The 25,632-nt window shown below is 63.0% G+C and carries 26 protein-coding genes; 6 read left to right on the top strand and 20 right to left on the bottom strand.

Going from position 1 to position 25,632, the window contains the following annotated elements:
* Positions 1-52 precede the first annotated feature (52 nt).
* The gene (locus RO009_04430) at positions 53-1,288 is read left to right on the top strand and encodes an FAD binding domain-containing protein (GenBank protein ID MDT3684274.1); all 1,236 of its coding nucleotides are present in this window, start codon (positions 53-55) and stop codon (positions 1,286-1,288) included.
* 104 nt (positions 1,289-1,392) lie between these two features.
* Here the strand turns inward: RO009_04430 and RO009_04425 are convergent, their stop codons facing one another.
* Entirely contained in the window at positions 1,393-2,301 is a 909-nt protein-coding gene (locus tag RO009_04425) for an NAD(P)-dependent oxidoreductase (GenBank protein ID MDT3684273.1), read from the bottom strand.
* Between the two features lie 104 nt (positions 2,302-2,405).
* Between RO009_04425 and RO009_04420 the strand changes: the two genes are divergently transcribed.
* A complete protein-coding gene (locus RO009_04420; protein MDT3684272.1) occupies positions 2,406-3,392 on the top strand; it encodes a D-glycerate dehydrogenase in 987 nt (328 codons plus the stop codon).
* A gap of 136 nt (positions 3,393-3,528) precedes the next feature.
* Here the strand turns inward: RO009_04420 and RO009_04415 are convergent, their stop codons facing one another.
* The 12 genes from RO009_04415 to RO009_04360 all read right to left on the bottom strand — a co-directional run bounded on the left by RO009_04415 (position 3,529) and on the right by RO009_04360 (position 15,639).
* Complete coding sequence (locus RO009_04415; protein MDT3684271.1) at positions 3,529-4,482, bottom strand: cyclase family protein; 954 nt, start codon at positions 4,480-4,482, stop codon at positions 3,529-3,531.
* A 190-nt stretch (positions 4,483-4,672) separates the two neighbouring features.
* Positions 4,673-5,146: a hypothetical protein gene (locus RO009_04410; protein MDT3684270.1), complete on the bottom strand. Its 474-nt coding sequence runs from the start codon at positions 5,144-5,146 to the stop codon at positions 4,673-4,675.
* A gap of 112 nt (positions 5,147-5,258) precedes the next feature.
* Positions 5,259-5,933 (bottom strand): Crp/Fnr family transcriptional regulator, encoded by a 675-nt coding sequence (locus tag RO009_04405; protein ID MDT3684269.1) that lies wholly within the window; start codon positions 5,931-5,933, stop codon positions 5,259-5,261.
* 59 nt (positions 5,934-5,992) lie between these two features.
* Positions 5,993-8,389, bottom strand: coding sequence for a xanthine dehydrogenase family protein molybdopterin-binding subunit (locus RO009_04400; protein ID MDT3684268.1), 2,397 nt, complete (start codon positions 8,387-8,389; stop codon positions 5,993-5,995).
* Positions 8,386-8,871 carry a (2Fe-2S)-binding protein gene (locus tag RO009_04395; GenBank protein MDT3684267.1) on the bottom strand — a complete coding sequence of 162 codons (486 nt, stop codon included), beginning with the start codon at positions 8,869-8,871 and terminating at the stop codon, positions 8,386-8,388. The genes RO009_04400 and RO009_04395 overlap by 4 nt, the downstream gene beginning before the upstream one ends.
* The gene (locus tag RO009_04390) at positions 8,868-9,716 is read right to left on the bottom strand and encodes a xanthine dehydrogenase family protein subunit M (protein MDT3684266.1); all 849 of its coding nucleotides are present in this window, start codon (positions 9,714-9,716) and stop codon (positions 8,868-8,870) included. Before RO009_04390 ends, RO009_04395 begins: the two co-directional genes overlap by 4 nt.
* 81 nt (positions 9,717-9,797) lie before the next feature.
* Complete coding sequence (locus tag RO009_04385; GenBank protein ID MDT3684265.1) at positions 9,798-10,343, bottom strand: VOC family protein; 546 nt, start codon at positions 10,341-10,343, stop codon at positions 9,798-9,800.
* A gap of 74 nt (positions 10,344-10,417) precedes the next feature.
* Positions 10,418-11,479, bottom strand: a complete 1,062-nt coding sequence (locus RO009_04380) for an ROK family protein (protein ID MDT3684264.1) — start codon at positions 11,477-11,479, stop codon at positions 10,418-10,420.
* 94 nt (positions 11,480-11,573) lie between these two features.
* Entirely contained in the window at positions 11,574-12,479 is a 906-nt protein-coding gene (locus RO009_04375) for an NAD(P)-dependent oxidoreductase (protein MDT3684263.1), read from the bottom strand.
* A 123-nt stretch (positions 12,480-12,602) separates the two neighbouring features.
* Positions 12,603-13,586: a 3,4-dihydroxyphenylacetate 2,3-dioxygenase gene (gene hpaD / locus RO009_04370; GenBank protein MDT3684262.1), complete on the bottom strand. Its 984-nt coding sequence runs from the start codon at positions 13,584-13,586 to the stop codon at positions 12,603-12,605.
* 158 nt (positions 13,587-13,744) lie between these two features.
* Positions 13,745-15,259: a 5-carboxymethyl-2-hydroxymuconate semialdehyde dehydrogenase gene (gene hpaE, locus RO009_04365; GenBank protein MDT3684261.1), complete on the bottom strand. Its 1,515-nt coding sequence runs from the start codon at positions 15,257-15,259 to the stop codon at positions 13,745-13,747.
* A complete protein-coding gene (locus RO009_04360; protein ID MDT3684260.1) occupies positions 15,256-15,639 on the bottom strand; it encodes a 5-carboxymethyl-2-hydroxymuconate isomerase in 384 nt (127 codons plus the stop codon). Before RO009_04360 ends, hpaE begins: the two co-directional genes overlap by 4 nt.
* Positions 15,640-15,786: 147 nt before the next feature.
* Here RO009_04360 and dapA point away from each other — a divergent pair, with 147 nt between their 5' ends.
* The 4 genes from dapA (at position 15,787) to RO009_04340 (ending at position 18,781) form a co-directional block, all read left to right on the top strand.
* Positions 15,787-16,704: a 4-hydroxy-tetrahydrodipicolinate synthase gene (dapA, locus tag RO009_04355; GenBank protein MDT3684259.1), complete on the top strand. Its 918-nt coding sequence runs from the start codon at positions 15,787-15,789 to the stop codon at positions 16,702-16,704.
* Positions 16,701-17,558 carry a fumarylacetoacetate hydrolase family protein gene (locus tag RO009_04350; GenBank protein ID MDT3684258.1) on the top strand — a complete coding sequence of 286 codons (858 nt, stop codon included), beginning with the start codon at positions 16,701-16,703 and terminating at the stop codon, positions 17,556-17,558. Before dapA ends, RO009_04350 begins: the two co-directional genes overlap by 4 nt.
* Positions 17,555-18,070: a homoprotocatechuate degradation operon regulator HpaR gene (gene hpaR, locus RO009_04345; protein MDT3684257.1), complete on the top strand. Its 516-nt coding sequence runs from the start codon at positions 17,555-17,557 to the stop codon at positions 18,068-18,070. Before RO009_04350 ends, hpaR begins: the two co-directional genes overlap by 4 nt.
* Before the next feature lie 108 nt (positions 18,071-18,178).
* A complete protein-coding gene (locus RO009_04340) occupies positions 18,179-18,781 on the top strand; it encodes a hypothetical protein (protein ID MDT3684256.1) in 603 nt (200 codons plus the stop codon).
* 19 nt (positions 18,782-18,800) lie between these two features.
* On the opposite strand, the gene RO009_04335 is transcribed toward RO009_04340, so the two are convergent.
* The 7 genes from RO009_04335 to RO009_04305 form a co-directional block, all read right to left on the bottom strand.
* Positions 18,801-20,111 carry a DUF3422 domain-containing protein gene (locus tag RO009_04335; GenBank protein MDT3684255.1) on the bottom strand — a complete coding sequence of 437 codons (1,311 nt, stop codon included), beginning with the start codon at positions 20,109-20,111 and terminating at the stop codon, positions 18,801-18,803.
* 62 nt (positions 20,112-20,173) lie between these two features.
* A complete protein-coding gene (locus tag RO009_04330; GenBank protein ID MDT3684254.1) occupies positions 20,174-20,638 on the bottom strand; it encodes a CBS domain-containing protein in 465 nt (154 codons plus the stop codon).
* Between the two features lie 42 nt (positions 20,639-20,680).
* Positions 20,681-21,127: a DUF2267 domain-containing protein gene (locus tag RO009_04325; protein ID MDT3684253.1), complete on the bottom strand. Its 447-nt coding sequence runs from the start codon at positions 21,125-21,127 to the stop codon at positions 20,681-20,683.
* A 94-nt stretch (positions 21,128-21,221) separates the two neighbouring features.
* A complete protein-coding gene (locus tag RO009_04320; protein MDT3684252.1) occupies positions 21,222-22,415 on the bottom strand; it encodes an MFS transporter in 1,194 nt (397 codons plus the stop codon).
* A 119-nt stretch (positions 22,416-22,534) separates the two neighbouring features.
* Entirely contained in the window at positions 22,535-23,776 is a 1,242-nt protein-coding gene (locus RO009_04315; GenBank protein ID MDT3684251.1) for a HAMP domain-containing sensor histidine kinase, read from the bottom strand.
* Positions 23,777-23,869: 93 nt separating this feature from the next.
* Positions 23,870-24,556 (bottom strand): response regulator, encoded by a 687-nt coding sequence (locus RO009_04310; GenBank protein MDT3684250.1) that lies wholly within the window; start codon positions 24,554-24,556, stop codon positions 23,870-23,872.
* Between the two features lie 262 nt (positions 24,557-24,818).
* Positions 24,819-25,415, bottom strand: a complete 597-nt coding sequence (locus RO009_04305) for a Spy/CpxP family protein refolding chaperone (GenBank protein ID MDT3684249.1) — start codon at positions 25,413-25,415, stop codon at positions 24,819-24,821.
* Between the last annotated feature and the right edge of the window lie 217 nt (positions 25,416-25,632).

Genomic DNA, 25,632 nt, shown 5'->3' with positions numbered 1-25,632 from the left:
CCTCCAAAGCGTCTTGAGAAGAAGATATATAGCAGTCCGGGTGGGACGACAAATGCCGGTGAGTCTGACAAATGGCCTGCATGGTGGGCGAGCGCTGGTCATCGGCGGCTCGATGAGCGGCTTGTTTGCAGGCCTCCTGTTGCGCAAGGCCGGATGGGACGTGGACATCTTCGAGCGGGTCGAAGGCGAATTGTCGGGGCGCGGCGCCGGCATCGTCGCGCAGCCGGACCTGATCGCCGCGCTCAACAATCTGGCGCTTGTGCCGCGCGACCTCGGTGTGCAGGTCGAGAAGCGGCGGGTCTTCGACGCCGCCGGCGCGATGACGCTTGAGGGCGACTGCCCACAGGTGATGACGGCGTGGGAGCGAGTCTACCGGCTTCTGCGCGACGCCTTCCCGCCGGAGCGCTATCATCGGGGACAATCGCTGCAGCGATTTGACGATGTCGGAAAATCGGTGATCGCGCATTTCACGAATGGCCGCCGCATCGAGGCGGACCTTCTGATCGGCGCGGACGGCTTGCGATCCACCGTTCGGCAGCAATGCCTTCCCGACGTCGCGCCGCTCTATGCCGGCTACGTCGCTTGGCGCGCGCTGATCGATGAGTATGCGATATCGCCCGAAACCCACCGCGACATCTTCCCGTATATGGCGTTCTGTCTGCCTCCGGGTGAGCAGATGCTCGGTTATCCGGTGGCGGGGCCCGGCGATGACCTGCGCCCAGGTTACCGCCGCTACAACATGGTCTGGTACCGTCCGGCGGACGAACGCACCGAGCTTGCGCGCCTGCTCACCGATGACGGCGGGGTGACCCACGCCATCTCGATCCCGCCGCATCTGATCCGCAAAGCCTGCCTTGATGACATGCGTGCCGCGGCGCACAGGCTACTGGCGCCGCAATTCGTCGAGATCGTCGAGCTTGCCGCGCAACCGCTGCTGCAGCCGATCTACGATCTGGAATCGCCGCGCATGGCATTCGGCCGCGTCGCATTGATCGGGGACGCGGCCTTTGTCGCGCGGCCGCATGTCGGCGCCGGTGTCACCAAGGCGGCGGAGGATGCGCGCGAGCTCGTGGACGCTTTGAGCGAGGCAAACGATGTGCCGCAGGCCTTATTGCGTTTCGAGCAGTCGCGGTTGCGCGCCGGACGCCGCATTATCCAGCGTGCGCGGCATCTCGGCGCCTATCTGCAGGCCGAGCAGCGCACCGACGAAGAGCGCTCGCGCTCCGCGCAGCACAGCATTCCGCAGGCAGTGATGATCGAGACTGCGACACTGGATTTCATGCGATGATGCCGTCACCCTGAAGTGCGAGGCGATGAAGTTGCCGAGCCTCGAAGGGTGATCGGACGTCATCCTTCGAAAGCGGCCTTCGGCCGCTCCTCTGGATGACGAGATCAACGTTTCTTTTTGCGTCCCCGCCTCACGCCGGCCCATTTTTCCAGCACGGCGCAGACGGCGCCGGTATCTTCCTCGGCATAACCGGTCGACATCGCCGAGGCATAGACCGGCAAGGTTGCGCTGAACAACGGCGTGGGCACGCCGAGCCTGGCGGCGAACGCGCCGATCACCGCCATGTCCTTCTGCCAGACATAGTTCTTCATGGTGGCGTCGGAATAGTCGCCTTTCACCATCATCGGCCCGCGCACTTCCAGCATCCGCGAATTGCCGGCGCCGCCGGTGGCAAATTCGAAAATATGCTTGGGATCGAGCCCTGCCTTCATGCCCAGGACCATCGCTTCCGCCGCCGCCACATTGTGGATCGCCACCAGCAGATTGGCCACGTATTTCATCTTGCTGCCGTTGCCGAACTCACCGAGATCGTGCGTTTGCCGCGAGAAATCTGCGAAAGCGGGACGCAGCCTGCGGATCGCGGCTTTGTCCCCGCTGGCATAGATCAGAAGATCTTTCACCGCCGCCTGCGCGCCGGTGCCGCTGACCGGGCAATCAAGTAGGGTATGGCCGGCCTTGCGCAGGATTTTCTCCGCCCTTTGCTTGTCCTCGATGGTGAAGGTGCTGCACTCAGCGATGATGCGCGGCGAAACTTGCGCGGCGGCGATGCCCTCAGCGGTGGCGGCCAGGGCGTCGGGATGCGGAAGACTGGTGAGGATGTGCGGCGCCGCGGCGGCAACGCTTTTCACATCATTAACGATCTGCACACCCAGCCTGGCCAGCGCCTTGCGCCGCGCCGGATCGATGTCGTAGCCAAAAACCTTCCAGCCGGCTGCCGCTAGATGTTTGGCAAAGGCGCCGCCCATGATTCCGAGCCCGATGACGCCGATGCTGCCCTTCCGCCCCTGAGACATTTTTATATCTCCCATTAGCATGCCCGTATTGGCCGAACTCGGACGTTACTATATTGGTTTGATTGGTGGCGGTAGATTGCTTGTGCGTGTCGAAGGGGACGTTGATGCGGCCAAAGGTGTTTGTGACGCAGCCGATCGCGGAAAGTGCGCTGGTGCGGTTGAGGGAATTTGCAGATGTCGAAGTCAATCAGGACTCCAGCCGCATCCTGGCCAAGTCGAAGCTGATTCAGGGCGTCGCCCGCAACGACATTCTCCTGTCGCTGCTGCATGACACCGTTGATCGGGACGTGCTGGCGGCCAATCCGAATCTGAAGGCGGTGGCGTCGATGACAATCACGCCCGACCACATCGATGTGGCCGAGGCCACCGCCCGGAAAATCGCCGTGACCAACATTCCCGCGGTGGTTACTGACGCCACCGCCGACCTTGCTTTCGGGCTGCTTCTCGCGGTCGCGCGCCGCATGGTCGAAGGCGATCGGCTGGTGCGGGCCGGCGCCTTTCCGGGCTCGCAATCCAATCATCTGGCCGGCATCGGCGTCACCGGAAAGACCCTCGGCATTGTCGGCGGCGGCCGTATCGGACAGGCGACGGCGCGCCGCGCGTCGGGCTTCGGCATGCGTATTCTCTATGCCGATCCGCGCCGGATGCCGGAGGAGGACGAACAGAGGCTCGGCGCGACGTACACGGATTTGGAGCGCCTGCTCGGCGATTCCGATTTTGTGTCGCTGCATTGCCCGCTCAACAAGGAAACGCATCATCTGATCTCAACGCGACAATTCGCGCTGATGAAGCGCACGGCCGTCCTGATCAACACTGCGCGCGGTCCGGTGGTCGACGAAGCCGCTCTTGCACGCGCGCTGGAGGAGGGCCGCATTGCCGGCGCCGGCATCGACGTCTATGAGAATGAACCCAAGATCCAGCCGGCATTGCTCAAAATGAACAATGTGGTGCTGACGCCGCATCTGGGCAGTGCGGTTTTCGAATTGCGCGAATCAATGGCGCATATCGTCGTTGACAATATCCATGCCATTGTCGAAGGTCGTCGGCCGCCCAACTGCATCAATATGGAAGTGTTTACGTCGGCCGGCTGACGCTTATCGATTTTCTCTGTCATTGCCTGTGAAAGCGGGCGGTCCGGTACGCAATGAATCCCCGCTTTCGCGTGGCGCAATTTATTTTGCGAGATTGCGCATCCGCCGCACGCCGTCCGGGATGACCGCTTCGCGGTCATTTGATCGCCTGCGGGTTGATCGGCGAGCCGGTTCCGCCGGTGATGATCAGCGGCGGGCCAGCGAAGAAGAATTCGTAGATGCCGTCATTGGCGCAGTCTTCTGCCAGCTCCTTGAGATAGAAGATTTCGCCCATGCACAGGCCCATGGCCGGGATCACCACCCAGTGCCAGGGTTGGTTCGCTTCGTCGGTTTCGTTGGGCCGCACTTCCACGCCCCAGGTGTCGGAGCAGATCGCGGCGATTTGCTTGTCCTGGCACCAGTAGCAATTCTCGAACTTTACGCCGGGTGCGTCGCCGCCGGCATAGCCGCCCCATTCGCCTTCCTTCAGGCAGCGTTCCATCTGGCCGGTGCGGATAATGACGAAGTCAGCCTTGCGAATTTCTACATTCTGCTGCTTGGCGCATTGGTCGAGTTCGTCGTTGGAAATGCCTTCGCCGTCCTTCAGCCAGTCGACGCCGCGATGCCGCGCGATGTCGAGCAGCACGCCGCGGCCGATCATCTTGCTCCTGGAATGCTCGATGCCGAGCACGGAAAGGCCGCGCGAGTCGATCAGCCGCGCATCGTGCCCGTTATAGGCCTTGTCTTCATAGAAGATATGCCCGAGCGCGTCCCAGTGCGTCGCGCCCTGTACGCAAAGATTTAGCGTGTCATCGGCGTAGCGGATCTTGTTCCAGTCCTGCTGGCCAGCCACCGCATCGGTGCCGGTTGCCAGCATCTGGTGGATGGGATTGAAGCGGCCGCCGAACAGGCCAGTCTGCGGGCCGTTGCGATCGAGTGGAATGCCGAGCGCGAACACCTTGCCGATGCGGATCAGGCTGGCGGCATGGACAATATCCTGCGGCGTGATGTGATTGAGCGTGCCGATCTGGTCGTCCTTGCCCCAGCGACCCCAGTTGCTCAGTTCGCGCGACGCGCGTTCGATGGCTTCGCGGCCGACTTTGATGTTCACACGGACCTCCCGTCATCGCCGTTGTTGCGGCGTTTTGTTGCGGGAGTGATTTTGACTGGGCGAGGCGACATCGTCCAGCACCCGGCAGATACCTCTTCCGGGTTTTTGGAGTGACGAGCCGCAGGCGATTACATCTTTTTCGACTCATGAAAACTGGGCCGAGCTAGCGCCCGGCCCAGTTTTAGCGCGATTAATGCGTCAGGGGCTTCCAGCCCGCGTGGTTGAAATACTTGCCGTACAGATCGAGTGCTTGCACGATCTTGACTGCTCCCTTATCGCCACCGGACGCGGCTTTCATCTCGGCCACGCCGTCAATGATCTGTTCGAGCACGATGTGCAGTTGCGCGTCGGCGTCCTCCGGCAGTTTGCAATTGCCGACGACATAGTCGATCTGCGTCTGAACACGATCCGCCAAGGCCTCGTACTGCTTGGGCGTGAATTTCTTCTTGTGGATCGGGGCGAGTGAGCCAGCCATGGCAGTGCGAATCTCGCCCATGCCGCGGCGCAGGGCATCATCGGTCTGCCACTTATTTCCATTGTCGAGCTTGAGTTGGACGGCTGCACCGGCATGCGCGTGAGGCTCGGCTGCGAAGCCTGCAACTGGCATGCCCCACAGCAATGCGGCTATAATAGCAGGGACTAAGAATTTCGATACGAGTGACATAGCGCTCCCTCATCTGTGAGACACCAAAATCTTGGTTTCCACACAGATAGGAATGCGGGCGAAGAGGATGGTTGCGCCCGGTCAATGTTTGGGTCGAATTATCTCTTTTGAATCAACAAGATTTGGCGGCGCGGGTCGATGCGATCATTTGCAGCCGTCGCAGGTCGCGCACGATCACGCGCTTGCGGGCACTCAGCAATATTTCGCGTTCCTGCCAATCGCTGAACAGGCGGCTGACCGAATAGTGTGCTGTGCCGGTCATGGCGGCAATATCCTTGCGCGTGAGCGGAAAGCCGATCTCAATGCCCAACTGGGTCTTATGGCCAGCCTGTTCGGCGAGCCGGACCAGCGCACGCGCAACACGTTGCTCCACCCGTTCTGTCGACAATTCTCGAAGCCGGTCCTGCATCTCGCCGAGCCGTCGGCCGACAATGCGGAGCGCATTGAGGGCGATGCGGGGGTGCCGTTCCATGATCGTCATCAGCGTTGCCGCAGACCACTGGATTTCCACACAATCCGTGACGGCGGTGGCATCAGCGGGGAAGTGGCCGCCGTGGAAAAGGGCCACCGCACCAAATATCTCCCCTGCGCCAACATAGCGTATCACCACAGCATCGCTGTCATCGACGAATTGCGCGATACGGACGCGTCCCGAGATGAGCGCATGGCATGCAGTTGCTTTGTCACCACGCCTGAAGATTCTCACGCCCCGCCGGATGCGTCGCGTACGCCCGCGACGAGCGATGTCGTCAAGCGCCTGCGGGTCGACGCCCGCGAACAGTTCCATCCGCCGGAGAATTGCTGAGTTGAGACCCATCGGATCAACGGTCCTTTGGCGGGTCCCGACTAGACCTTTCCAATCGCCCTAAGTATCACCCCTGGCGTGAAGGGCATTGCAGTCAGCGGCTTGGCGCCGAGCGGACGCAGCGCGTCATTGATCGCGTTCATCACGGCCGCGGGCGCACCGGCGGTGCCTGCCTCGCCGGCACCCTTGGCGCCGAGTTCTGAATCGGCGGTGGGAGTCACCACGTGGCCGATCTCAATGTCCGGCATCTCCACCGCCATCGGCACGAGATAGTCGGCCATGTTGCCGTTCAGCATCTGACCGCGCTCGTCATAAAGACAATGCTCAAAAAGCGCGCCGCCCAGCCCCTGCACGATGCCGCCGCGGATTTGCTCGTCCACGAGCTGCGGATTGATCACGGTGCCGCAATCTTCCACGCACCAGTGTTTCAGAAGCTTCACAAAGCCGGTGTCGGTGTCGACTTCGAGATAGCTCGCCTGGATACCGTTGGTGAAGGCGAAGGGCCAGGCGCGTGGAACATAATGCCGTGTCGCCATCAGTTCGGCCTGGAAGCCGGGCGGCAAGGTGTCGGGCCGGAAATAACAGATGCGCGCCACCTCATCGAGCGTAATGCGCTCGCGCGTCGTGCCCTTGTCGACGACGATGCCGTTCACGATGTCGAGGCCTTCCGGCTGCGCTTGCAGGATCGACGCGGCGGCGGCGAGCACATTCTGCCGCAACGCCTTGCCGGCCTGCCACGCTGCTTCGCCGCCGATACCGGCTGCGCGCGAAGCCCAGGTGCCGCCGCCATAGGGGACATTGTCGGTGTCGCCGGTGACCACACGCACGCGCTCGATCGGCACGCCGAAGGAGGACGCGACGCATTGCGCCAGCACCGCTTCCGCGCCCTGGCCCTGCTCCGTCACGCCGGAATGGATGAAGATCGCGCCGGTCGCGTCGAGCCGCACCGTCGCGCCGTCCTGTGAGGAGATACGTGCGCCGCCGACGCCGTAGAAGGCGGCGCTTGGATTGGTCACCTCTATGAAAGAGGCGAGGCCGATCCCGCGATAGATGCCTTCCTTGCGTTTTGCATCGCGCTCAGCGCAGAGCGCCTCGTACTCCATCATCGACAGAATCTTGTCGAGGGATGCGTGATGCGACAGTTTCTCGAACTTGAGACCGGACGCGGCGGTCGCCGGATAGCCGTCATCGGGATAAAGATTTTTTCGACGCAACTCCGCCGGATCGATGCCGATTTTTGCCGCGGCGAGATCGACCAGCCCTTCGGTCACGCCAGTCGCGATCGGATGTCCGACGGCTCGATACTGGCACATGACATTCTTGTTCTGGAACACCACGCGCGCGCGGGCGCGATAGTTCGGACATTGGTAGGGGCCGCCGACCAGGTTGACGACCTGGTTGGCCTCGATGCCGCTGGTACGTGGATAGACGGAGTAGGGGCCGATGCCGGTGAGATCATCGATCTCGAAGGCGGTGATGGTGCCGTCTTTCTTGACGCCGATCTTGCCTTTCACGCGGTGATCGCGGGCGTGGATGTCGGTGACGAAGCTCTCGATGCGGTCGGCGACGAATTTCACCGGGCGCTTGAGCAACTTTGACAGCGCCACCGTCGCCATCTCGTCTGCATAGGTATGCACCTTGATGCCGAACGAGCCGCCGACATCCTTGGTAAGTACGCGAACCTGATGCTCCTCGAGGCCGAGATGCTTGGCGAACAGGTTCTGCATCATGTGCGGCGCCTGTGTGCCCTGATAGACGGTCAGGCGCTGCTCGCCCGGATTCCAGTCGGCGACGATGGCGCGCGGTTCGTTGGTGACGCCGGTGTGACGGCCAAAGAGGAAGGTTGCTTCCACGACAGCGTCGGATTCGGCAAAGGCCTTGTCGACCTCGCCGACATCGAGCGTGCGCTCGAAGGTGAGATTGTCGCCAAGTTCGGGGTGAATCACCGGCGTTTTCGGGGCAAGGGCGGTTTCCGGATCGGTGACCGGTGTCAGCTCTTCGTATTCGATATCGATCAGTTCGCAGGCGTCTTCCGCCTCCGCCCGCGTGCGGGCGACCACGGCGCAGACCGCTTCGCCCTGCCAGCACGCGCGATCGACCGCAATCGCGTGCTGCGGCGCCGATTTGATGCCCTTCAGATGTGAAAGTACACCCACCCAGGGGGTGATCACCTCCGACAATTCCGTGCCGGTGACAACAGCGACCACGCCCCTGGCTTTCTCGGCCGCACTCTTGTCGATCTTGACGATGCGAGCATGCGCATAAGGCGAGCGAAGGAAGGTCACATGCGCCATCCGCGGGAGCACCACGTCGCTGACATATTGCGCGCGGCCCTGCGTCATCCGCGCCAGGTTCGGCCGCGGCACCGCGCGCCCTATATAGGAATTCGGCCGATCGAGCGCGGTGAGTGGCGAGGGGACGTCGGCGGTGATCTTCACTTGCGGCCTCCCGCGCGCGCTTGCGCCACAGCTGTCACCGCATCCACGATGGCGTGATAGCCGGTGCAGCGGCAGTAATTGCCGGAAATGTGTTCGCGAATGTCCTCACGGCTCGGCACGCTGCCATTCCTCAGCAAGGCCTGCGCCGTCAGCAGCATGCCGGGCGTGCAGAAGCCGCATTGCAATGCATTGCGTTGCTGAAACGCCTCCTGCAGATCGGCGATCTCGCCACTGTCGGACACGCCCTCGATGGTCTCGACACTGGCCCCGTCGCACTGCACCGCCAGCATGAGGCAGCCGCGCACGATCTCGCCGTCCACGCGCACGGTGCAGGCGCCGCAGACCCCGTGCTCGCAGCCGACATGGCTGCCGGTGAGCGTCAGGTCCTCGCGCAGGAAATCGACGAGGGATTTACGCGCCTCCACCCGCTCGTTGACGCGTTCGCCATTGACGGTCAGCGAAATATCGCAGAACGCGTTCATGCGCGATCTCCCATCAATTGCCGGGCGACCCGGCGCAACAGCACGCCTGCCAGATGTTTCTTCACTGCGCCGGTTTCCTGCACATCGTCCGGCGGGTCGAGATCGGAGGCGAGGGCAGCGACGGCATTTTCGATATCGCCGGTGGACAGGGCGATTTCCGCATGCCTTGCGCGTATAGGCGTCAGATCGACGCCGAAAAACGCAAGCCGAATATCGCTCAGCTTGCCATTGCCGGCCTGTGCAGATGCGGCGAGGCCAACGATCGCATAATCGCCATGGCGGCGTGATAATTCAGCAAAGCCGTATCGTAGCGTGGGCTGCGCGGCGGGCAGGCGGACGGACGTCAGCACTTCTTCGGGTTCCATAGCGGTCTCGTAAAGGCCCTTGAAGAAATCGTCCGCCTGGACCGCACGCCGGCCTTTTGGTCCGGTCATTTCCACCGTGCCGCCAAGCGCCAGCAGGCACGCCGGCAATTCCGCCGCCGGGTCGGCAAATGCGATGGAGCCGCCGACGGTGCCCCGATTGCGGATTGCGGGATGCGCGATATGTGGCACCGCCATTGCGATGAGCGGCGCGTGCTTGGCAATCGTGTCCGAATTCTCGATTTCGGTATGCCGTGTCATCGCGCCAATACGGACTTCACTGTCCTTCACATCGACGCCAGAAAGGCCCGCAATACCGTTGAGGTCGATCAGAATTTTCGGCGCCGACAGCCGCATATTCAGCGTCGCGATCAGGCTTTGTCCGCCGGCCAGCAGCTTGGCACCCTCGCCATGCTGCGCCAGAAGCGTCACCGCATCTTCGACCGAAACGACCTTCGCATAGGCAAACGGCGCCGGCTTCACGCGTGACCTCCCCGGACACTTCGCGATTTTGGTTTTTTCTTATTCTGAATGCGCGCGGGTCAGCGCGTCAACGTACTTTTGTCAGCGTCCGGCCGGCCGCTCCATGAAAACGGGTAGTTCGGTCATGCCAGGTTGGGGCCAATTGGAAAATACCTCGGCATAGCTATGCGACATGATTTCGATGACATTCCCCCAAGGGTCTTCGCAATAGCAAAGCCGCCAGGGTCTGCCGGGCACGAAGTTGATCGGCTCGTGCCGTTTTTTGCCGCCCTTTGCAACAATTTGCGATGCCAGCGCATCGACGTCGGGATGGGTGATTGCGATGTGGAAGACGCCGCGATTCCAGTAGGGCATGTTTTCTGCCGGACATTGTACGGGCGGCTCGACAAACTGAAAGAGTTCAAGCCCGACGCCGTTTGCCAGCAACAAATGGGCTTGATAAGCGCGCCGGAACTTGCGGCCGAATATGCCAGGCGTTTCGTGGGCGGCCTTGGCGTCGGATTGCAGCAGGCGTGGGCCCATGATGTGGGCAGCGCCGAACACGGCGCCATACCAGTCGATGGCGTCGAAAATGTCCGGCACGGTCAGACCGATGTGATTGAGCGCGAGCGCGGCGGACTTTGACATGCAGCTGGCCTCGAATTGAGCTGAGGCGGCATGTCTAGCCCAGTGCGGCGTTTTGCGCGAGCGCGCAGCGAAGGTCAATCGTCCTTGCGGTTTGTGAACTTGGCGTTGCCCAGCCCGGTGCCAATGGTCAAGACCGCCCAGTGCTGCACATCCTGCATGAAGGGTGCTTCCGACAGGCCTTGAACCACCGCGTCGTTATGCAGCACGATCGCGGTATCGTCTTCGCCGATCTTCGGAATCGCATTGTGCAGGCTTTGCGGCAGGTTGAAACGGCTGGATTCCCAGTTTCCCGGCAAATTCTGTGCACCGCGATCGATCGAGCCGTCCTCCTGTATCATGCCTGGACAGCCCATCCCGATGAAGGGCGCGAGTTGCATGTCTTCCTTTTTTGCTTTCGCGATCAACCGTTTCAGCATGCCGGCGAGTGCGTCCACGGCGTCTTCCCGCTTCACATCATCCTCGTCCGCGTGCCGCCACAGCTCGTATTTCCAAACGTTGGCCTTCGACAGGTCGCTCTTCTTTTTGAGATTGAGATTGACAACCCCCGCGCGGATGTTGGTCCCGCCGATATCGACGCCCAGAATGGCCTCATGCGCCTTGAACATCCAGGCGGGTGCCAAATGCACCGCACCGATCAGGCCCGCTTCATCCGGATCGCTACGGATCGGCACCAGATCGACATTGATCTTGTCCGCCTTCAGGATGACGGCAGTGCGTCCGATGACCAGTTCGCCGATGCGGCTTGCGCGGAATCCGCCGCCCACGACAATGCGTTCTGTCTTCGCCCAGCTCTTCAGCTTCAGGAACCGCCGAATAATCAGAGCGAGTTGCTGCGAAAAATCTTCGATCGCCCCCTGCACGATACCGGCGGCTTCCGCATCGCCCTTGCTGAGGAGGTCATCGAGCGTCTTCTTGTTCAGGTCTTCACTTGGTGTGTCACCGAATGGGTCCTCGCCGGCCTTGCGCAGCGGCTTGCGCCAGTTTTCGATAATGTCGCGGAACGCCCCCTTGCTGGCGCGGTCGCCCAGGAATCCCTCATCGTCCTTCAATTCGACATTATAGCTGTCGACCTCAACCGACGGCAGGCGCGATGCGCCATGCGCGGCGACGGCAGCAAGCGTTTTCTGATTCGGCATGATGCAACCCTCCGGCGGTAGCTAACGCCGAAGTGGTCGGAAGGTTTCATATTTGGTGCGGCCGCAGTGGCTTGGTGCCGCATTTTTTTCTCGACTATTCGGAAATCGCCTTCACGATGTCGATCGCCCGCCGCAGCAGCGTCATGGAGGCTTCCAGGGTGCGGAAGGCCGAATGCGCGGTGATGGTCACATTTTCCATCCGCGTGAAGGGGTGGTCGGCAGGCAGCGGCTCGGTGGTGAACACGTCCAGCCCGGCATGCGAAATTTGGCCGGATTGCAGCGCTGTGATCAGTGCGGCTTCGTCCGTTAGCGCGCCACGGGCCGTGTTGACGAAAATCGCGCCCTTCTTCATGCGCGCAATACGCTCGGCATTCAGGAAGTTGCGCGTTTCATCACCGAGCGTAAGATTCATCGACACGACATCGGAGCGCTCCAGCAATTCATCGATGCCGACCAGCGGCACCGTAACGTCGGTGCGCTTGGTGCGATTCCAGCCGATCACCTCCATGCCGATGCCCTTGGCGATGCGCGCCACTTCGCGACCGATGCCGCCAAGCCCGATCACACCCAATGTCTTGTCGAGAAGCTGCGTCCCCTCCAGCGGCTTCCAGGCTCCCGCGCGCAACGCGCGATCCATCTTCGTCACGTCGCGCGCGGCGGCGAATATCAGCGCGATCGTGTGCTCGGCCACGGCCGTGTCGCCATAGCCGCGGATTGTGTGGACGGTGATGCCGAAATCCTTCAGCTCGGCGATGTTCATGTAGCTCGCCGCGCCCGTGCCGAGAAAGACGATGTGCTTGAGGCTGCGGCACTGCGCCACGATCGAGGTCGGCATATGCGAGTGATCGTCGAGCGCGATGGCATAGCCGTCCAGCAATCGCGGCAGGTCTTCGGTCTTGAAGGCATGCGTATTGACGCTGATTGGCGGGTCATCCGGCCGATGCACGCGGGCGAACACCGAAGCGAGCTGGTGATTGCAGTCGATGAAGAGGGATTTCATGGTCCTCGAATAGCGCCGATTCATCCCGGCGTCATCCTGAAGGTGCGAGCGAAGCAAGCCTTGAAAGATGACAGCCGCAACCCTTCGAGCTCGCGCTCCGCGCAAGCGCCTCAGGGTGATTGATCAGCGCGCCACGATGGGCTGCGCCTCCAGCACCGGCTGCCGCACCGACACGCCTTGGAATGTCGAACCCTCCTCGAACCAGGATTTCGGCGCCGGCTGGCCCCACAGGGTCTGCCGTTGCGGGTCGCGCAGCGACCAGCGGTACGGCTCAAGATCGGGGTCGACGGTAAGATAGTCGGAAGTGAACAATTCCACACGGTGATTGTCGGGATCTCGGCAATAGAGAAAGAATGCGTTGGAAATGCCGTGCCGACCGGGTCCGCGTTCCATGTTTGCCAGAAAGCCCGAGGACGCCATCACGTCGCAGATGTGCAGGATGTCGGCCGAGCTTGCCGTCCATACGCCGATGTGATGCAGGCGCGGTCCGGCGCCATTGGTGAAGGCGAGGTCATGCACGTTGCCCTTGCGATGCATCCACACCGCCCAAAGCTCCGGGTTATCGCCGTCGGTCTCCGTATATTCCGTGAGCCGGAAGCCGATCTCAGTGTAGAAGTCATAGGAGGCCTGCACGTCCGGCGTGAAGCAGTTGATATGGTCAATGCGCTGGATGCGCGCGCCGCGATATTCCGCGTATTTGCGCAGCATGCATTCGGCCTGGTCCATGCGGAAATAGAATTCCAGCGGCATCCCGAACATGTCGCAGGTGCGCAGCGTGCGACCCTGATACGGCATTTCCGGGAATGAGGTCGGAAATCCCTTGTGTGCAAACCAGAAAGCGGCGCGGTCGAGGTCCTCCTCGCTCGCCACCTTGAAGCCGAGCGCGTGCACTGTAGGTTCGCTTGTTTGACGCAACGCGATGGAGTGATGGTTTCGTTCTTCCACGGCGCGAAGGTAGAGCGCGTCTTTGGTTTCGACGGTCACCAGATAGCCGAGGCAATCGACGTAGAAGGCTTTCGACTTGGCAAGGTCACGGACGCCGAAATCGACGTGGCTTGCGCGCACGATGTTGAAAGGCGGATTGAAATTCGGCTTGCGGATCGGCATGCGGTCTCCTCCCGGTCATTCCGGGGCGCGAGCGGGGCTCGCGATCCCGAAATCCGGATAAAAATATAGGCGGATCTGAGGATGCATCTGGATTTCGACTCGCGCCCAAAGGCGCGCAGCCGGAATGACGCATAAGGGTCGCTGCGTTGCGCGCATGCTCACCCCCCGATCTTCGGTATCTTGTGATTGTCGAGCGCGATCGCGATGTTCTTCGTCTCCATGTAGAAGTCGAAGGAATAATCGCCGCCGTCTCGACCGATGCCCGACGACTTCACGCCGCCGAACGGCGTCGGCAGATGCCGCACATTTTCGGAATTGACCCACACCATGCCGGCTTCCACCTGCTGCGCCACGCGATGCGCGCGACCGACATCGCGAGTCCAGAGATAGGCGGCGAGGCCGTAGCGCACGTCGTTGGCGATCGACAAGGCTTCCGCTTCGTCCGCGAAGGGAATCATGGTCAGCACCGGGCCAAAGATTTCCTCCTGCGCGATCTTCATGCCTTGCCGCGCCTGAGTGTAGAGCGTCGGCTGGACGAAATTGCCTGTCCCGGTGTTTGCGCGTCCGCCGCCGGCGGCAATGGTGGCGCCTTCTTTCTGCGCGGCGCTGACATAGCTCAGGACCTTTTCGACATGCCGCTCGTGGATCAGCGGCCCGATCTCGGTCGCAGCATCGAGAGGGTGGCCGACCTTGATTTTCTTCACCCGTTCGGCCGCTCTCTTAGAGAACTCGTCATAGATCGAGGCTTCCACCAGCGCACGGCTGGAGGAAGTGCAGCGCTCGCCGTTCAGCGAGTAGATCATGAACAGGCAGGCATCGAGCGCGCGATCGAGGTCGGCATCGGCGAAGATGATCACCGGATTCTTGCCGCCCAGTTCGAAATGCACGCGCTTCAGCGTCGGGCCGCCCTGCTGCATGATTAGCGAACCGGTCGCGCTTTCGCCGACAAAACCGATCGCCTTGATGTCTGGATGTTCGGTCAGCGCCTTGCCGGCGTCCTCGCCGAAGCCGTGCACGACGTTAAGCACGCCTGCCGGCAATCCCGCCTCGAGGCAGATTTCCGCCAGCAACACGGCGGAGAGGGGAGACCATTCGGCCGGCTTGTGCACGACCGTGCAGCCGGCGGCGAGCGCCGGCGCGATCTTCCAGGTCGACAGCATGAATGGCGTGTTCCAGGGTGTGATCACACCCACGGGACCTATCGGCTGGCGGATGGTGTAGTTCAGATGCGTGCCGGTCGGCAGCGACAACCCGTCGCTCGCTGCAGGCGCGCGGTCGGCATAGAAGCGGAAATTCTCCGCGCCGCGCAGGGCTGCCTTCGACATGTAGCGGATCGGCTGACCTGTATCTATGCATTCGACATAGGCGATCTCTTCCGCGCGCGCCTCGATCGCATCGGCGATCCTGTGCATGATCGCGCGGCGCTCCTCGCCGCTGGTACGCCCCCAGATTGTGCGGAAGGCCTTCATCGCCACTTTCGCCGCGCGGTCGATCTCGGTCGCGCCGCCACGTGCGACATTGGCCAGCAGGGCATTGTCCACCGGCGACAGCGTTTCGAATGTGCCGTTGCCGGAGACCTCCGGCTTGCCGTCGATCAGATGTCCGACCGTGCTCTTGCGGAACCGGTCGAGATAGTGGTTCGCTTTGGCAATGGCGGTATCGAGGTCGCTCACGCAATCTTCTCCGGCATACGAATGGTGTTCTTCCGCGCAGTGAGATTGTCGATCTCTTCCATCTCCACCGTGATCGCGATGCCATGCGTGGCATAGGCGCGCTGCAGATTTTTGTCGGTGGCGGCAAGCAGGGCGTCCGCCAGCTTGTTGCGCTGATCTTCGCTGCGGCCGATGCGCAGCCGCATCGTCACATGCACGAAAGCGTTTTTCGGATCGCCGTCGGCCACGCGGTAGACATCGCGGCGCTCGGCGCGGGTGCGGATGGCGGCAAGATCGGCCACGCCGCTGTCGACCACGACCTGATGCAGGTCGTCGACCAGCCGCCGGACATCGAGATCGCTCTCCAGGTTGGCGGAATATTCCACAATGATGTGCGGCACGGGGCTGTCCTCCTGCACGCTGCAGCGGGGGCGTTGACGCGACCCTCTCAAAACACTTAACATGTTAATCATTGGTCCTGGGTCGGCGTCAAGCCGCTCGGGACCGAAATGCATGAGCGCCAATCGCGCAAAACCGGAGGCCGCCCGATGCCCTTACCGCTCGACCGCCTGAACGGCTCGATCCCGCCGCTGCTGACGCCGTTCAAGAATGGCGAGGTGGATTACGACGCCTATGTGCGGCTGGTGCAGATGCAGATCGACGAGGGCTCGCACGGCATTCTGGTCAACGGCACGACCTCCGAGCCCGCGACGCTGACAACCGAAGAGCGCAACCGCTTGGTGTCGCTGACGGTCGAGATCGTGAAGGGCAGGGTGCCGGTCGTCGCCGCCACCGGCTCGCAATCGATCTGGGAAACGAAAATGCTCACCGAGCATGCAGCGAAAGCCGGTGCCGACGCTCTCCTGATCGTCACGCCCTATTACACGCGCCCGCCGCAGCGCGGCATCATCGCCTATTATCTCGAAGCGATGCGCGGTATCGATCTGCCCTGGATGATCTATCACATCCCTGGCCGCGCCGCGATCGACGTCAAGGTCGACACGGTGAAGGAGCTGAGGGACAAGTCGGCGAATTTCGTCGGCATGAAACATGCCTCGCTTGATCTCAATTTCGTCACCGAATGCCTCGCGGCTGTCGGCTCCGATTTCAAGATTTTCGTCGGGCTCGAGGAATTGTCGTTTCCGATGATGGCGATCGGCGCCTGCGGACTGATGAACGCGGTCGGCAATTTGCGCCCGCGCCTGCTCTCGGATATGTGCGAGGCGGTCTGGCGTGGTGATCTCAAGACCGCGCAGGACCTGCATCACCGCCTGCATGGCCTGAACAAAGCCATTTTCTACGACACCAATCCGATCCCGATCAAATACATGGCCAAACGCCTCGGCATCATTCCGCGCAATGAGCACCGCCTGCCGATGGTGCCGGCGACGCCCGAACTCGAAAAGCGCCTGGACGCCGTGCTTGTGCAAGCCGGCCTGTTGCCGGCGCAGGAAGCTGCTGAATGAAACTTGCAAGTTATGTGCTGCGCGGCCGGCCGAGCTTCGGCGCAGTTGTCGATGACGGTCTGGTCGATCTGCGGCAGCGGCTGCCGCGTTTCAGGACGTTGCTGGATGTTCTGAAGGCGGGCGCTTTGGAAGAGGTGAAGGCCTCCGCCGCCGGCGTGCGGGCGGATTTTCCGCTGTCGGACGCAGAATTGCTGCCGCCGATTGTCGCGCCGGAGAAAATCCTCTGCGTCGGCGTGAACTACGCCAACCGCAACGCCGAATACAAAGACAATTCGGAACAGCCGAAATATCCGAGCTTGTTCTTCCGGGTGCCGGATTCCTTCGTCGGCCATGGTCAGCCGATCATCCGCCCGCCGGAATCCGAGCAGCTCGATTATGAAGGCGAGATCGTGCTGGTGATCGGCCGGCACGGCCGCCGTGTGCCGAAGGAGAATGCGCTCGGCTATATCGCCGGTTATTCCTTGTGCAATGAGGGCACAATCCGCGATTGGGTCCGCCACGCCAAGTTCAATGTCACTCAGGGCAAGAATTTCGACCGCACCGGCAGCATCGGCCCCTGGATGGTGACCGCCGACGAGATCGATCCGGCAAAGCCGTTGCACCTGACAACCAAGGTCAACGGGGACGTTCGTCAGGACGATACCACCGCCAATCTCATCTTCGATTTTGCCGCTCTGATCGCGTACATCACCACTTTCATGAGCATTAAACCCGGCGATCTCATTGTGTCGGGAACCCCTGTCGGGGCCGGCGCACGCTTTGATCCGCCCCGCTGGCTCAAGCCCGGCGATATTGTCGAAGTGTCGGTTCCGGAGATCGGCACCTTGCGCAACCAGGTGGCGGACGAGAAATGACGGCCTCGCGCATGCGTCCTTTCGAGCGTTCGCTGCCGATGCAGCTCATGCTGGCGCGTGAAGCGGTGATGCAGCGGTTCCGTCCGCATCTCAACGCGCAGGGCCTGACTGATCAGCAATGGCGCATCATCCGCGCGCTCAACGAAGTGGACGAAATCGAAATCGTTGAACTGGGCAAGAGCTGTTGCCTGCACGCCGCAAGCCTGTCGCGCATCCTGCCGAAGCTGGAAGCGGACGGCCTGATCCTGCGCCGCGCTCACAAAAACGACCAGCGGCGCGTGGTCGTGTCGCTGACGTCCAAAGGCCGCCGCCTGTTCTTGAGCGTGGCGCCGCAATCGGAGGCGATCTATGCAGCTCTGGCGCGAGAGATCGGGCCGGCGAAGCTCGAGCAGATCTACGATCTGCTTGATGACGTGATCGACCGTCTCGCGCAGCCGCATGCAAAGCGGGGGAGTGCCGCGGCACGGGCCCGGACGCCTGTCAAACGCGCTCCTCGGCGCACGCGTCCGTAAACTAAGCGTGATTGCCGATCGCTCCGTCGGGGCGGAATAAGTCGCTGGAAGCCGGGGTTGCCCCTTGGTCCGCGCGGTAAGCGCGAAGGCGGACTTTGGGAGGATCGCATGATTGCAAGATGTCTGGTCGCCCTGGCGGCGGTCATTCTGGCGTCGGGCAGCGTGTTGGCACAGCAAAATGTGCGTGTGCGCGGCGAGATCGCGGCCGTCGACGGACAGACTCTGGTGGTCAAGTCGCGCGATGGTGCGGAACTGAAGATCAGGCTTGCCGACAACGTGAACGTGTCCGGCATCGTCAAGACGCAACTGACCGACATCAAACCCGGTTCCTATATCGGCGTGTCGGCAATGCCGCAGCCGGATGGCAGCCAGCGCGCCTTGCATGTCCACATTTTTCCCGAGCCGATGCGTGGTGTCGCTGAAGGGCATTTCCCCTGGGACGTACGTCCGAACAGCACCATGACCAACGCGACTGTTGCTGAGACAGTAGCGGGCGTCGACGGTCAGACCATCACAGTGAAATACAAGGACGGAGAGAAAAAAGTCGTCGTGCCGCCGGAAGCGCCAATCGTCACCTATGTGCCGGGCGATAGGGCGGACTTGAAGCCTGGAGCGAAGATTTTCATTGTCGCCGCGCAGAAACAGCCGGACGGAACATTGTCGGCCGCGCGTGTCTCGGTCGGCCGTGACGGGCTGACACCCCCGATGTGAGGGGCGAGCAGAGTAGGCTCTACACCTCCCCCGCAATATGCTTCTTGCGGATTCTCCGGACCAGCCACGCGATGAAAAGCACCGCGAAAGGCACGAAGGCCGCGGTTGCATGGCTCGGCTCGACATGCACCAGTCCGGAATCGTGCGCGCCTTTCACAAGGTAACCGAACAGCCCGACGACATAATAGCTGATCGCTGCGACCGACAATCCTTCCACCGTCGCCTGCAGACGTAGTTGCAGCCGCGTGCGCGTGTTCATGGATTGCAGCAATTCCTGGTTCTGCCGTTCCTGATCGACATCCACGCGCGTGCGCAGAAGGTTTGCGGTGCGCGCCAGCTTGCGCGAGAGGTTCGCCTGACGCTCTTCCGTGGTGACACAGGTGCGCATCGCCGGCGACATGCGCCGCGCAAGAAAGGACGACCATGTCGGCAGGCCGCCGACCTTCCGTTCGCCGATGGTCTGCAGCCGCAACTTGACGATCTCGTCATAAGCGCGGCTGGCGCCGAAGCGGAACAGGCTTTGCGCTGCGCCCGCCTCCAGTTCGGCGGCAAGCGCGGTCAATTCGTCGAGCAGGCGATGATTGTCGGCCAGATTGTGCGCATTGCGCATCTCCTCCGTCACTTCCGCCAGACGCCGTTCGATCCGGTTGATCGAGGGCGCAAGCTGCTGCGCCTTTGGCAGTCCGAGCAAAGCAACCGTGCGATAGGTCTCGAGTTCGATGACCCTTTGCACCAGCGCGCCCGCCCGTTCGCTGCCCAGGCCGCGATCGACGAGCAGAATACGCACGAATCCGGAAGGGTCAGTCTGGAAGTCGGTGGCATAAAGTGCAGTGCCGTCGGAATTTTCCGCCACGGCTAAGCTTGCGCGCTGAAACAGCTTTTCGGGAGACGTACGCTCGGCCGCGTCCGCGATGAGATGCAGATCGATCGCGACCAGCAAAGGCCCGGGTTGCGGCACCAGCGCCATGGATGAGGCCAGCGAGGACGCTGGGGGATGGAAGGGCAGGGCCTCCGGTTCGGCAGGCAACTCCCAAGTATAAGTCGTAAATTCCGAATGCTGCTCCCAGCGCAGGATGCTCGTGCCGAAAGCGACGCGATGATGCTTGTCGGAAGGCCTCGGCGCCTTCAGTCCATGCTTCCGGCACAACTCCGCGAGCGCCGTACGGCCCGCCGCGGCATGCTCGCCCGGCGTGTCGAACGCGAAATGCAGAACCCGCGCCGGCGTTGCGATCGGCGTGAAGGGACGGGCATGCACCTCGCCCAGGATCGCGGCACGCAAGGGATGAGGCGCCAGGTGATTCCCGCCGCCGATTGTCACTTCGGTTGCCACCGTCGGCCCCCTGACTCGGTCGCCCAAGTCTGCCGAAAAGAGGGGCCGTTGCACAATTACATTTACATTCTGCTGGCGGGACGGCCGCTGCTCCCGATCGACTGCGAATGCGCGCCGCCTGGTTCGGAGATGCCGCAGAGTGCGCCGCCGACGGGCTGCGGCCCGCTGGTCAATGCCATGTCGCCGAGGGAGAGGATGCCGACCAGACGCTTCTCGTGATTGAGCACCGGCAGACGGCGCACCTTGAGGTCGGACATGTTCTGCGCGATCTCCTCAAGGTCGTCGTCGTCGAAGCAATATTTGACTTCCCGGCTCATCACCTCGCGGATCGGCGTGGTCGGTGGTTTTCCGGCGGCGACGGCGCGGATCGCGATGTCGCGATCGGTGATCATGCCGACCAGCCGGTCATTCTCGCCGACCGGCAGCACGCCGGCATCGAGATCGGCCATCATCTTCGCGGCATCGCAGATGGCCTGGTTCGGATCGGCAATCATCACCTCGGGGGTCATGGCTTCACTGACTTTCATGGCGGCTTCTCCCGTGTATTGAGTTTGCGCTCAAGCGCCGCGTCAGGCGGCGGCGTGGCTCGTCGTGTCCGGCCAGAGCGTCTGCAGCGGTTGCGGCAGTGCCTCGCGCACATTCTGGACCTGGCCAGGATCGAGGCGATGGTTGATCACGCGGAACACCGCGCGCACCGCATGCTCGATATTCACCGGGCGGGTGCTCTTCAGGTCGGCGGCGACGCGCTCGAAAAATTCTTCGCGCGTGCGCGATTTCGCCGGCTGCTCGCTCGGCCGCCATTGATCGAAATAGAGGCCGCGCACCAGCAGCGGCAATTGCGCGGCGAGATGCGCCGACAATTCCATCGGTAGCCGGTCGCGCAGCGCGCGCAATACCGCGCCCAGCACGTGCCAGGCGACCTGCCGGTCGGGGCCGAGATCGAGCATGATCTCGTCCAGCCAGATATGAGTTGTCTGCAGGGTCTTGTCGAAAACATCGAGGCCGGTTGCGCTCATCTGTCTTTTCCATTGCCGAGAGAGGTTGCGCCCGTTTGTCTTTCGGGCCAACGCCGGCCCGGCGGCGCCGTTCCGGCGCCATAGCCAGCGGCGCTCAATATTCCTCGGCCGGCGGGCGCGAGGTTCCCATCAGGGCGGCGGCGAGCGCGAGATTGAGCGCGGCCAGCGTGGCGAGAATGGCGATGGTCGGCGCGGCGCCGAAGGCGGTGATCAGGAGCGCCCCGGCCGACGGCGCCAGTGCCTGCACGACAAGGCTCGGCAAGGCGAGCCGGCTGATCACCAGCGGGTAGCGGGCGGCGCCGAAGATCGCGAGCGGCACCGTGCCGCGCGCGATCCAGCTAATGCCGTAGCCACCGGCATAAAGAATAATGGCGAGCGCGGCAAAGGCTGGCGCGGCGAGCAGCAGAACGAGGCCGATAAGCATCAGCAGCGCGGCAGCGAGCAGCGTCCAGACCGGGTGATAATGCTGCCCGAACAGCCGCTCGACCATGCGCGCGCCGACCTGCGCCGGACCGAACAGCATGCCGAGCGACACCGCGGCGGCCATGCCGATGCCGCCGGCCTGCAGGAAGGTGAGGAGATGCACCACCACGATCGAGCCGATGCCGGCGGCGAGCGAAAGAATGAGCCCAAGCAGCACGGTGACGCCACGCCGCGCCGGCGGGTTAGACGACCCTTTGTCGTGCGTGGGTGCCGCGTCTGCCGCGGCCGGCTGGCCGTCGCCGCGCAGCACCAAAAGCTGCAGCGGCAAACCGAGCAGCAGATGCAGGCCGGCATAGATAAGACAGGCGCCGCGCCAGCCAATCTGTTCGAGCAGCAAGGCGGAGAGGGGCCAGCACACTGTGCTGGCAAAGCCGCCGAACAGGGTGAGAGTGGCGATGGCAGCGCGCGCGCCCTGTCCATAGCGGCGGCCGAGCGCAGCAAAGACCGCATCATAGAGTCCGGTGCCCATGCCGAGGCCGACCACGCACCAGGCGGCGAGATAGACCGCCAGGCTTGAGGCGAGGCCGATGCCGACCAGGCCGATCGCGAACAGCAGCGAACTCGCACCGAGCAGCGGGCGTCCGCCATGCCGCGCGATCAGCCGGCCGACAAGCGGCGAGATCAGCCCGCCGACCAGGAGCCCGATTGAGACACCGCCCACCACCCAGGCTAGCGGCCAGCCGGTTTCCGCCGCGATCGGCGCGGCGAATACGGCGGGGAAATAGAACGAGGAGCCCCAGGCCAGGATCTGCACCAGGCCCAGCGCGGCGACGACCGTGCGTGAGCTGGGTCCGGCAGTGCGCATGCCGCAGACTAAATCACAGAGTGGTCCCCGCGAAAGCGGGAACGCGTAGCCACATTGCGATCGGCGTGTTTATGGGTCCCCGCTTTCGCGGGGGTGACAATGGAGGAAAAGGCAGGCCGTCACACCGGCAGGCTCACGCGAAAACAGCTCGCCGCGTCCGGCCGCGTCACCACCGCGATGTCGCCGTCGTGCAGGCGCGCGATCTGCCGCGCCAGCGACAGGCCGAGTCCGGTACCCGTTTGCTCGGTGGCAAGGCGATAGAACGGCGTGAAAACGTGCTCGCTCTCGGTCTCGGGAATGCCGGAGCCACTGTCGATCACATCGATGATGGCCTGCTCCGGCGAGCGCTGCACCTCGATCCGCACCGGCGGCTTGCCGTGGCGATGTGCGTTCTCCAGAAGATTGCGTATCAGGCGCCGCAGCAGCCGCGCATCTCCCTTGATGATCACCGGCTCGCCTTGCGCCAGGCAGTCGTCGTAATGCGCGCATTCCTCCGCCGCCAGCGCCAGCACGTCGATCTCCTCGGCGGTTTGCAATGTCTTGGTGACGTCGAGACGGCTCTGCAGCAGAATTTCATCCACCAGCGCATCGAGTTCGTTGATGTCGCGTTCCAGATCGGCCTTGTATTTCGCGTCTCCCGTCTTCTGGAACAGCTCGACCGCCAGCCGCAGACGCGACAGCGGCGTGCGCAATTCATGTGAGGCATTGGCCAGCAGCAGACGGTGCGCGTTCACGAGTTCCTCGATGCGGCCCGCGGAACGGTTGAAGCTCTCCGCCAGCCGCGCCACCTCGTCGCGACCCTCGACTTTGACTCGCGCCGACAATTGGCCGGCGCCGAGCGTTTCCACGCCGTGTTGCAACCGCTCGAGCCGGCGCGTCAAGCCGCGCACCACGGGGTAGGCGCACAGGCCGACCGCCAGTGCGACGCCGCCCAGCACCAGCACGAGCCCGAGCGCGGGGTGGCGATGACGCGGCGGCGCGCGCGCCACGATCCAGCGGCCGTCCGGCAATTGCGCCGCCCAGGCCGGCCCGCCGGGACCGAACAGGAAGGTGCCGCTTTGACCATGCGGCGGCGGAGGCGGCAGCGGCCGCCCCGCCTGCGCGATCGGGCGGCGCGATGCGTCGAACAATGCGACATCGGCTCCGAGCCGGCGCGACAGATCCGCAATGGCGCGCTGTTGCGCCTCCCGCGAGGCGGTCTGCGGCGGCAGATGCGCGGCGACGAGTTCGGCGGCGGTCTCCAGAGTTTCGTGCAGCGGCGAGCGGTCGACACCCAGCCGCCAGATCGTCCCGCCCACCAGCACGACCAGAAGCAGGCTGACGATGATGGTGAGATAGATTTTGAGGTAGAGGCGTTTCATGGACGCATCACTATGAAACTTGCGCTTTGCGCAAGCATCTCGGGGTGGCAGCCATAGAAATGAGTGCGCTGCAGTATTCTAAAGGCATTCCTGTTAATCCTGCGCCTTCGCAAACACGTAGCCCGCGCCGCGCACGGTGATGACGCGGCGCGGCTTTTTCGGATCGTCCTCGATCGCCGCGCGGATGCGCGAGATATGCACGTCGATGGAGCGGTCGAAGGCTTCCAGCTTCTCGCTCTTCACCATGTCCATCAATGCTTCGCGCGAGAGCACGCGCCCGGCATGCTGCGCGAGCGCCAGCAGCAATGCGAATTGATAGCTGGTCAATGCGCGCTCCGCCCCGTCGAGGCGGACCTGACGCGCGCCGATGTCGATCTCCAACCGCCCGAAACTCAGAATCTCGGCCGGCTTGTCGCTCCTGGCCCGCCGCAGCAGCGCGCGCAGCCGCGCCAGCAGTTCGCGCGGCTCGAACGGTTTCGGCAGATAATCGTCGGCGCCCATTTCCAGGCCGACCACGCGGTCCATGGTGTCGCCACGCGCCGTCAGCATGAGGATCGGCGTCGAGGATTGCTTGCGGATGCGACGGCAGACTTCGAGGCCATCCATGTCGGGCAGCATGAGATCGAGAATCAACGCGTCGAAGGCCTCGCGGTCGTGCAGCGCGATGCCATGCCCGCCGGTCGGCGCCACGACGGCGCGAAAGCCGGCCTCGCCGAGATAGTTCATCACCATCTCGGCAAGCCTTTTGTCGTCTTCGATGATCAGGATGCGGTCGGACACGGGGGGACTTTAATCTGAATCGTGGTGAAGAAGAGCAGGGCGACGATGCGAGCTCCGTTTGCTCCGTCCACAAGTGTAGAGCGATCGCGTATGGCGCGACAGTGCAGCAAACCCCGGGTACCTCCCCCTGAAAGGGGGAGGTCGATTTGCGAAGCAAATCGGGTGGGGGTCGATTGCATCAGCGTCGGCGAACTGACCCCCACCCCAACCCTCCCCCTTTCAGGGGGACGGAGTGCGCCGAGCCTGCCGCGAGGCCGTGATCCTAGCCATGCCGCCAGCCGCGGCCGAAACCCCGATGGCCGAAGGCCGGAAAATTCTCATCCAGTTTCTTGCGCTGGTCCGGTGTCAGGATTTCCGCCGCCTCGGTGATCGCCTGGACGATGCGCTTGCTCACGCTGTCGGCCAGCGCGATCTGCTCGGCGCGCAGCTTCTCGATCGCCGCGCGGTCGATCGTCGCCGCGCTCAGCAGGCTGCGGGCCTGCTGCCGTGCGGCCACCATCTTTTCGCGCGCCGGCAGCACCTCCTTGACGGCGGCCTTCGCGACGTTGCGCAGCTTGTCCTGCTGTTCGGTGGTGGCGTCGATCTCGACCGCAAGATGCCGCACCATGCGGTCGAGGCGTTCTTCCGCGCGCGCCGGATCGAAGCCGAACCGCATCATTGGGCCGCCATGCATGCGGCCATGCCATCCTCCATGCCAACCGCCGTAGCCGAAAGGCTGGCTGACGGCGGCGGTGACGGCGGCGCCGGTCAGGCCGGCCGCCACAACAATCGCGGCGATGGTCAGGCCGCGCCGCTTGCGGCGGGGGGCGGCGGGTTCGCGGGTGGAATCCGATGGGCTGGGTGTCATCTGCTCGTTCACGGGTCTCTCTCCTTGGTATCGTGACAGGGGGATCGTCACGGCTGCAAGATGAGAGTGCTGCGTTTCGCGCGCTTCTCCGCGATGTAAAGTTTTGTAAAGCGCTTGCTGCCGGTTGCCACGAACCCCGTTCGGTCCCGCGCAAGCGGGAACCTGGTACGACTTGGCCCTGGTCCCGCTCTACGCGGGATGAACGGAGCGATGAGATAATCTGATTGAA

Source organism: Pseudorhodoplanes sp. (assembly GCA_032027085.1).
Taxonomy (GTDB): domain Bacteria; phylum Pseudomonadota; class Alphaproteobacteria; order Rhizobiales; family Xanthobacteraceae; genus Pseudorhodoplanes.
This window is presented reverse-complemented; position numbering and strand designations above follow the sequence as displayed.